Origin of the sequence: Myxococcus llanfairpwllgwyngyllgogerychwyrndrobwllllantysiliogogogochensis, assembly GCF_006636215.1 — a bacterium.
GTDB classification, from domain to species: Bacteria; Myxococcota; Myxococcia; order Myxococcales; family Myxococcaceae; genus Myxococcus; species Myxococcus llanfairpwllgwyngyllgogerychwyrndrobwllllantysiliogogogochensis.
In genome coordinates this window covers 22,697-29,341 of sequence record NZ_VIFM01000138.1, presented here as the reverse complement: position 1 = coordinate 29,341, position 6,645 = coordinate 22,697, and the positions used below count along the sequence as shown (strand labels likewise).

1 protein-coding gene and 1 pseudogene are annotated in these 6,645 nt (G+C 71.4%); one reads left to right on the top strand and one right to left on the bottom strand.

The features are described from left to right. Positions 1–210: pseudogene (locus FJV41_RS29000) on the bottom strand (IF-2 protein); the annotation flags it as partial. Positions 211–314: 104 nt separating this feature from the next. Here FJV41_RS29000 and FJV41_RS28995 point away from each other — a divergent pair. After that, positions 315–6,641 (top strand): methyltransferase domain-containing protein, encoded by a 6,327-nt coding sequence (locus tag FJV41_RS28995; protein WP_141645817.1) that lies wholly within the window; start codon positions 315–317, stop codon positions 6,639–6,641. The last annotated feature ends 4 nt before the right edge of the window (positions 6,642–6,645 follow it).

Sequence of the window (6,645 nt, the reverse complement as noted above, 5' to 3'; positions counted from 1 at the left end):
TGTGTATAAGAGACAGCCCATGGGGGCCATGCGGCCCTTCATCACCACGAGCTGGCCGTCCACGGGGGCCAGGGTGAAGGTGCGCGAGTTGAGCTGGGACAGGAGGAAGACGACTCCGCCGCCCAGTCCGAGAATGAGGAAGAAGACGAGCAGCCTGATGAAGGTCCGCCGTGCCCGATAGCCAAAGCCCTGCTGTGCCGATCCGTTCATGTCGCCTGCTCTCCTGACGTCCGGGCGCCGGGCTGATTTCGGTCCCTGGCGCTTTCCTTGGGGCGCGGAGGCCCACGGCTATACTCCCACCCCCGAACACACCCATGCATCACACATTCCGTCGCATGGGGCCCAGTGAACTGCTGCCCCGCTACATTTTCGCCGAGAGCCTCTTCGCGCGCCGCCGCGTTCTGGAGGTCGACGCGGTGGCCTCCACCGGTGGAGAGAGCGCGCGTTTCCTGCTGGAGCGGGGAGCGCGGGCTGTCGTCGCCTGTGACGAGGACCTCAAGGCGGTCCAGGCCGCGCAGAAGGCGCACGGTGGGCCCACGCTGCGTTTCCGCGCCAACATCTACGACGACTTCGAGCCGGGAAGCTTCGATGTCGTGCTCGTGGCGGACCTGGCGCCGTACGTCCGGGCCCCGGAGCTGCTGGCGGAGCTGGCGCGGCTGGTCGCGAAGCAGGGCTTCCTGGTGGGAGGGCTGCGCAACGTCGCGGGGCTCGCGCTGCCGCAGCTCATGGAGGCGGAGGAGGGTGGCGCGCCGCCCACGTATGGGCTGCTGCTGGATGCGCTCAACGTGCACTTCCCGCACGTGGAGGTGGCCACGCAGTCGCCGGTGCTGGGCTACCAGCTCGCCTTCGAGCGCGGCGAGGGGCTCCAGGTGGACGGCTCGCTCGTGCAGAACGGCGAGGCGGCGTACTTCCTGGTCGTCGCCGGACAGGAGCCCGCGCGTTCGGTGGACCCCACGTGGGTGCAGCTGCCGCCGGAGCCGCTCGCCTTCACCCGGGGCAAGCTGGACGAAGTGGTGGCGCGCGCGAAGTCCTGGGAGGAGCGCAGCACGCGGCTGAAGGAGTCGCTGACGCGGCTGCGCACGGAGCTGACGGACCGGGAGGCGGAGGTCGCCGCGCTCAAGCCCGTGTTGGAGGTGACTCGGGACGAGGTGGCGCGGCTCACCGCGCAGCTCGAGCAGGCGCGGGGCACGCCGGAATCGCAGCGCGAGCGCGACGACCTGACGGGACGGCTGCGACGGCGTGAGCTGGAGCTCCAGGTCGCGCACGAGCGGCTGGGAGATGCGGACCGCCGGTTGACGGCGCAGCGCCTGGAGGTCGAGGCCGCGCAGCGCGTGCAGGCGGAGGCCGGAGTCCAGGTGCTCGCGGGCCAGGAGACGCTCCGGCTGGAGCGCGCGCGCCGCGAGGAGCTGGCCACGTCCCTGGAGGAAGCCCGGGAGCGGCTGACGCAGACCTATACCCAGGTGCGGGAGCTTCAGGATGAGCTGACCACGCTGCGCATCGACCGGGAGAAGGACCGGTTGTTGGCGGAGCGCGCCGGGGAGCAGTCCGAGGATCGCCGCCGCGCGGCGGATGCGGCCCGCGAGCGGGAGCTGCGCATCGCCGAGCAGTACTCGGCGGCCCTGGCGGCGGTGGAGCATCTGAAGGGCGGGACGACCCGCGCGGAGGAGTTCACGCGTGAGGCCGCGGCGGCCCTGTCCCTGAAGGAAGCGGAGCTGGCGCGCGCGGCTCGCGAGCTGACGGAGGCGTCCCTGCGCGTGGCGTCGGCCGAGGGTGCTCGACGCGACGCGGAGGAACAGCTGGCGGCGCTCCAGGCCGAGGGACGCGGTCAGGAGACGGAGCTGGTCGCCGCGCGTGAGCGTGAAGCTCGGCTGCGCAGCGAACTGGAGGCGCTCACCGAGGGTGAGGCGTCCGCTCGCGCCACCGCGCGGAAGCTGGAGGAGTCACTCCACGAGGCCGGCCAGCGCATCACGGAGCTGGAGGCGGAACGCGCTCGCGTCGAAGCGGGGCTGACGGGGGCTCTGGAGACAGAGCGCTCCGGGCTCCAGTCCCGGCTGACGGCGCTTGAGGGCGTGCTCGCGTCGGAGCGTGTGCGGGCGGAGGCGCTCGCGGAGGAGGCTCGCACCGAGGCCGCCATTCGCGCGGAGACGGAGGCGCGCAAGCTCGAGTTGGAGGAAGAGCGTCAGGCGCTGGTCCGGCGCGTGGTGGAGCTGGAGGCGGAGGTCTCCACGCTGAGTCGCTCCCGTCGAGAGGAGTCGGCGCGCGCGGAGGAGCTGGAACTCACGCTCCAGTCCGTGCAGTCGGACCTGGAGACAGCGCATCAGGAGCGGGACTCCACGGCGGCCCTGGCCTCTCGTGTGGGCGGAGAGCTGGACCAGGAGCGGGAGTCGCGCGCCGCTGTCGAGGAGGCGCTGCGGGTTTCGCGGGGCAAGCTGGAGAACGCGGCTCAGCGGCTCGTCGAGGCCGAGGCCATGCTGGCGCGGACTCGCGAGGCGGTGGACGCGGAGGTGGCGCGCCGTGCCGCGCTGGAGACTTCGCTGGCGGAGGTCCAGGCCACGCTGGAGGCCGAGCGCGATGGTCGCGTGAAATCGGGCTCCGCGCTGGAGACCCTGCGCGCGGAGCTGGAGGCGGAGCAGGCGCGTCGGGAGTCCACGGAGTCGGCGCTCGCGGAGGCCCAGTCGGGACTGGCCGAGGCACGACAGGCGCTCACCCAGTCGAAGGAGGCACTGGACGCGGAGACGGAGCGACGTGCTCGCTGGGAAGCGGTGCTCGCGGACGTGCAGGTCCAGCTCCAGGAGGAACTCCAGCGACGCACGCGCGCCGAGGAGGCGCTGGCGGAGGCGCGAGGACAGCTTCATGGCGAAGGTCAGCAGCGGACCCATGTCGAAGGCACCCTGGCGGAAGCCCAGGCTCGCCTCCAGGCCGAGGCCGAGCGGCGGGGCCGCGCAGAAACGACGCTGACGGAGGCGCAGGAGCGCTTCGAGGTTGCACTGGCCACTGCCCAGGCCCGTATCCAGGAAGAGACCGAGGCGAAGGCGCGCGTCGAAGCGACGCTGGCTGAAGCCGAGGCTCGCATCCAGGAAGAGGCCGAGGCGAAGGCGCGCGTCGAGAAGGCATTGGCGGAGGCCCAGGCTCGGAGCGAGTCGGAAGCCGAAGCGAAGGCGCGTGTCGAGTCGGCATGGGTCGAGGCCCAGGCTCGGAGCGAGTCGGAAGCCGAGGCGAAGGCGCGTGTCGAGTCTGCGCTGGCCGAGGCGCAAGCCCGGAGCGAGTCGGAGACCGAAGCGAGGGCGCGTCTCGAGACGGCGCTTGTCGAGGCCCAGGGACTCCTCAAGGAAGAGACCCAGGCGAGGGCGCGCGTCGAGACGGCGCTGACCGAGGCTCGGAGCCGTGGTCACGAGGACGGCGAGGAGAAGGCTCGCGTCGAGACGGAGCTGGCCGAGGCCCGGACCCAGTTTCAGCGTGAGGCCGAACAGCGGTCTCTCGCCGACGCGGCAGTGGCCGAGGCCGAGGCACGCCTGTTGGCGGAGACCGAGGCGAAGGCGCGTGTCGAAGCCGCACTGAGCGAGGCTCGAGCGCGCCTCGCGGAAATCGAGGCGCTGCGGACACGCGCCGATGAGGCACTGTCGGAGACCCAGCTTCGACTCCAGTCGGAATCGGAGCAACGCGCGAGGACTGACGCAGCCCTGGCGGAGGCCCGCGAGGCGCTGGCCACGGAGCGAGAGTCCTGGGGGCAGGGTGAGGTTCAGGCCCAGGCCTCGTTGGCGGAAGCACGCCAGTCCCTCGCTTCCGAGCGTGCGGCGCGTGAAGCACTGGCCGCGGAGCTGACCGACGCCCGAGCGCGAGTCTCCGACGCGGACGAGGTCGTCACCCGACTCCAGTCGGAGCTTGTCTCGGAGCGAGAGGGTCGGGCTCGAGTCGAGACCTCGCTGACGGCGGAGCGAGAGGCGCTGAGTGCGGCTCGCGCGGAGCTGGAGACCGAACGTCAGGAACGCAGCGATGGCCAGGCCGGACTCGCACATGTTCATGAGCGATTGGAGGGAGAGCAGCGCGCGCGTGCCGAGGTCGAAGCCTCGTTGGCTCAGACCCGAGACGCGCTGGCGACGGAACAGCAGGGCGCGGAAGCAGCACGTGCCGAGCTGGCCCGTGAGCGCGAAGCCCTGGCGCAGGTGCGTGCCGAGCTGGCGGCCCGAGAGCAGGCCCTGACAGAAGTGCGCGAGACCTCCGAGTCCCGCGAGCAGGCGCTGCGCGCCAGCGTGGAGCGACTGGAGGGAGAACGCGCCCAGGCCGAGGACTCGGCGCGGGAGCTGAAGTCGACCCTGGATGCGCGGCTGTCCGAAGCGGAGTCCATGGGGGCGCGACTGGCGTCCGTGGAGCAGTCGCTGAGCGAGGCGGAGTCGGCGAAGCGCACAGTGGATGCGACCCTCTCCGAGCGGGAGTGGGCCCTGCAAGAGCTCCAGGCCCAGGCCACTCGACTCACCGAGACCGCCACCGCGCGCGAGGTGGAGCTGGGTGAGCTTCGCGAACAACTTCGGACGCAAGAGGCCACGGAGACCGCGCTGGAGGCCACGCGCCAGGAAGTGCTGGACCTGCGAGGCGAGCTGACCCACTTGATGGCGGCGCGGCAGGAAGTGATGCGCCTGGGGATGGAACTCCAGCGCGCCATGGCCGCGCTGCACGACCGGGGAATGCACCTCTCCCGGCTCGACGCGGAGCTGGTGGACGCACGGGAACGGCTGGTCGCCCAGCGCGAGAACGCCGAGCTGCTCATGGTGCAGCTCGAGACGGCGCGGCGCTTCGCGGGGAAGGCCACCGCGATGGAGAACTCGCTCGAAAGCGAGCGCGCCTCGCTGGAGAGCACGCGTGCCGACCTGGAGGCCGCGCGGTCTGAGCTGGCGCGAGTCACCGAGTCGGCACGGGCCGAACAGGAGCGGTCCACGACCCTGGATGCGCGACTGACGGAGGCCACCGAAGCACTGGGACAGGCCCGGGCGGACTGGGAGGTCCGGCTCGCCGACTTCACCGCGCAGCTTGAACAACAGCGCTCCGAGCTGGAGTCCAATCGCGCGGAGAAGTCCGAGCTGGAAGCTCGCCTCTCGGAGAGCCTGTCGCAGCTCGAAGCGCAGCGGTCGGCGCTGGCCGCGCTGGAGGCCCGGCTCACCGAGTCGGACTCGCTCCTCCAGGCACACCGTGCGGACCAGTCCGCGCTGGAAGCCCGGCTCACGGAGTTCAGCACCCGGCTCGAAGAGCAGCGCGTCGAGCGTGCGGACCTGGAGTCGAAGCTCACGGAAACGGTGGCGCAGCTCGAGGCCCAGCACTCCGTGCGCACGGACCTGGAGTCGAAGCTCACGGAAACGGTGGCGCGGCTCGAGGCTCAGCACTCCGTGCGCACGGACCTGGAGTCGAAGCTCACAGAGAGCGTGTCGCGACTCGACGCACAGCGCGCCGAACATGCGGACCTGGAATCGAAGCTCACGGAGACGGTGGCCCTGCTGGACGCTCAGCGCACGGACAGCGCCGACCTGGAATCGCGGCTCGCGGACACGGTGGCCCTGCTCGACGCCGAGCGCACGGACAAGTCCGAGCTGGGCGCGCGGCTCGCGGAGTCCTCCGCTCAGCTCGACGCCCACCGCACGGACAGGACCGAGCTGGAGTCTCGGCTCACCGACGCCGAGGCGCGCCGCGCCGAGCTGGAAGCCCAATTCTCCGACCTCCAGGTTCGCGCTCAATCCATGCGCGAGGAACACGGCGCCAGGCTCGTCGAGGCCACCACGGACTTCGAGGCCCGGCGCACCGAACTCGAAGCCCGCCTGTCCGACCTGGAATCCTCCACGACGGAGAGCGCCACCGCGCTCCAGTCCTTGCAGGACCGCCTGACCCGCGCCGAGTCGGAGCGTGAGCGACTCCAGTCAGACCTGACTGTCGCTCGGGCCGCCCGGGTCCGGCTGGAAGGCCGCATCACCGCCCTGGAGACAGCTTCCACGGATGCGGTGCGCCTGCTCGACACCGAGCGCGCCGAGCGCACCCGCGTCTCCGAGTCGTTGGAAGAAGCCCGCCGCCAGCTCGCGCAGCGTGACGGCACCACGTCCGACCGTCTCACCACGCTGCGGACCGAGCTGACGCGCCTCCAGGAGCAGGCGCAGGCCCTGACGACGGAGAAGCAGGACCTCCTGAAGGATCGCTTCGAGCGGGAGCGCCTGGAGCCGCTCGTGAAGGAGCAGCAGGCCCGACTCACCGCCCTGGAGGCCGAGCGCAACGAACTGCTCAAGGCCACCGAGGAGCTCAAGGCCGCCTCGCAGACGGACGCCGTCCTGGAGATGGCCGCGGAGATGGAGCAGCTCCAGTCGGAGGTGGACTCACTCCAGGAGAAGCTCCAGGCCCAGGAGACGGAGCTGGGCACCCTGCGCCGTCAGGTGGCCCGAGCCGGGGCCAACCCCGTCCAGGACATCTACGAGCGCGCCAACGCGGAGCTCAACGCGGTGAAGAGCGAGCTGTCCCGGCGCACGGGCGTGGCGCTGACCCCGCCCGGTGGCACGCCCGTCCGGGCCCCCACCATCCCTCAGGCCAAGCCCCCGCGCACCGCCGTGCCCGCGCTCGACATGCCCGACCCGCCGCCTCCGACGAAGAAGGCGGACGAGCGCGAGTGACGTT